The organism is Streptomyces cinereospinus (assembly GCF_042430725.1).
Classification (GTDB): domain Bacteria; phylum Actinomycetota; class Actinomycetes; order Streptomycetales; family Streptomycetaceae; genus Streptomyces; species Streptomyces cinereospinus.
In genome coordinates, this window is the sequence record NZ_JBHMCY010000155.1 from 1 (window position 1) to 2,532 (window position 2,532).

General features: G+C 72.2%; 1 protein-coding gene. It reads right to left on the reverse strand.

All coding sequences use genetic code 11. The features are described from left to right. Nucleotides 1–2,532: acyltransferase domain-containing protein (locus tag ACFF45_RS35200; protein WP_381351106.1), on the reverse strand; the 2,532-nt coding region annotated here is incomplete at both ends.

The window sequence follows — 2,532 nt, forward strand, 5'->3', positions numbered from 1 at the left end:
CCGCGGCCCCCGCCACATCACCGCAAGCCGTCACCACCACCACGACACCCTCACCACCGAGACAGTCCCGCACCTGGTCCAAGGCGCCGGCCACCACCTGCGACGCCGCGCCACCGGCAGCAGGCACCCGCACCACCACCGGCTCCGGGGAGGCGCCGTCGGCAGCGGTGTCCGCCGGCAGGGGCATCCACCGCACCGCGTGCAGATGCCGCCCTGGCACGGCGGCGGCACCCCGCGCGTCGAACGCGCGCATCGCCAGCGAGCCGATGTCCGCAACGACCTCGCCCGTGGGGTCCGTGAGGGTGAGGGCGACACCGCTGTCCGTCCGCCGCAGCCGGGCCCGCAGCACGCTCGCGCCGTGCGCGTGGAGCCGTACGCCGGTGAAGGAGAACGGCACCTGGATGCCGCCGCCGTCTGTGAGTCCGTCCACGGCCAGGGCGTGCAGCACGGCGTCCAGTAGCGCCGGGTGCAGGCCGCAGCGAGCGGCCTCGGCGCGCTGTGACTCGGCGATCTCCACCTCGGCGTAGAGGTCGGCGCCCGAGGACCAGGCGGCCCGCAGGCCACGGAAGGCGGGGCCGTACGCATAGCCCTCGTCGGCGAGCCGGGGGTAGGCATCGTCCAGGTCGAGCGGTACGGCGCCGGCCGGCAGCCACGCGGAGGTCTGTGGCGCACGAGCCGCCTCCGGGGCGATCGCGCCCGTCGCATGACACGTCCACGGGCGGTCGTGCTCGCCGTCCGGTTCAGCGGTGCGGGAGTGGATGGCCAGGGCGCGGTGACCCTGCTCGTCGGCTCCCTGCACCACCACCTGGATCTGGACCGCTTCCCGCGCGGGCAGGGCGAGGGGTTGCTCCAGGGTGAGTTCGGTGACCTCGTCGCAGCCGGCGGCTCGTGCGGCCTGGAGGGCGAGTTCGAGGAAGGCCGTGCCGGGCAGAAGGACCGAGCCTGCGATGGCGTGGTCCGCCAGCCAGGGATGGGTGCGCAACGACAGCAGACCGCTGAGCAGCAGCCCGTCCCCCTCGGCCGGGGTGACCAGCGCCCCCAGCAGCGGGTGGTCGGCGGTATCGGCCAGGCCGAATCGGCGTGCGTCGCCGGCGAGGGCGTGGGGGGCGAGCCAGTAGTGGTGGTGGTCGAAGGGGTAGGTGGGCAGGTCGACGGCGGTGGCCGGGGCCCGGGTGAACCAGGCGGACCAGTCGACGTCCACACCACCGACATGCGCCCCGGCCAGCGCGGCCAGCAACTTCTCGGGATCGGCCGTCACACCCGCCACCACACCGCCCAAGGACACCCCGTCCAGCCCCTCCAGCACCTCCTCCACCTGCTGGGCCACCGCCTGCTCCCCGGCGACCTCCAGGAACGTGCCCACCCCCTCCCCGCGCAGACACCGCACAGCATCGGCGAAGCGGACCGTACGACGAATCTGCCCGGCCCAGTAACCCGGATCGGACAACTCCTCCACCCCGGCAACCCGCCCGGTGACCGCCGACACCACCCCCACCCGCGGCTCCCCATACCGCACAGACCCCGCAACCTGCCGGAACTCCTCCACCACCGCGTCCATGTGCGAGGAATGGAAAGCATGACTGACCAGCAACCGCTTCGTGCGACACCCCTGAGCCCGCCAATACCCGACAACCCGCTCCACCGCACCGGCATCACCGGACACCACCGTCTGCCGCGGACCATTGACCGCCGCGACCGACACCACCCCCACCACACCCAACGCCTCAAGCCCCGCACGAACCTCCTCCTCGGACAGCCGCACGGACACCATCACCCCACCAGCAGGCGCCGCCTGCATCAACCGCCCCCGAGCCGCCACCAACCGGGCAGCATCCGGCAACGACCACACCCCCGCCACATACGCGGCCACCAACTCACCCACCGAATGCCCCGCCACAAGATCCGGCCGCACACCCAACGACTCCAGCAACCGGAACAACGCCACCTCGACAGCGAAAATCGCAGGCTGCGCATACCGGGTCTGCGCCAACGTCTCCTCGTCCGACACCCCACCCAGCACCAGCTCCCGCAACGGCCGCTCCAACAACCCCTCGAAAGCCGCACACACCTCCTCCAACGCCCCCGCGAACACCTCACTCAGCGCATACAACTCCCGCCCCATCCCCACCCGCTGACTGCCCTGCCCCGCAAACACCAACGCCAGCTTCCCCACAACACCCGCACGCCCCACCAGCGCACCCACACCAGCACCACCGGCCGCCACACCCCCCAGCCCCGCCAACAACTCCTCACGCGACCGACCCACCACCACCGCACGATGACCGAACACCGCCCGACCCGTCGCCAGCGCATGCCCCACCGCATACACATCCGGCCACGGCTGCGACGCCTCCCGCACGAACGACGCCAGTCTCTCCGCCTGGTTGCGCAGTCCCGCCGCGTACGGCGCCGACAGACTCCACACGACCGGTCCCCTGCCGTTGGCCGTCGACGCGGCGGGAGCCTCGGCGGGTTGTTCCGCCGGGGGTTCTTCGAGGATGACGTGGGCGTTGGTGCCGCTGATCCCGAACG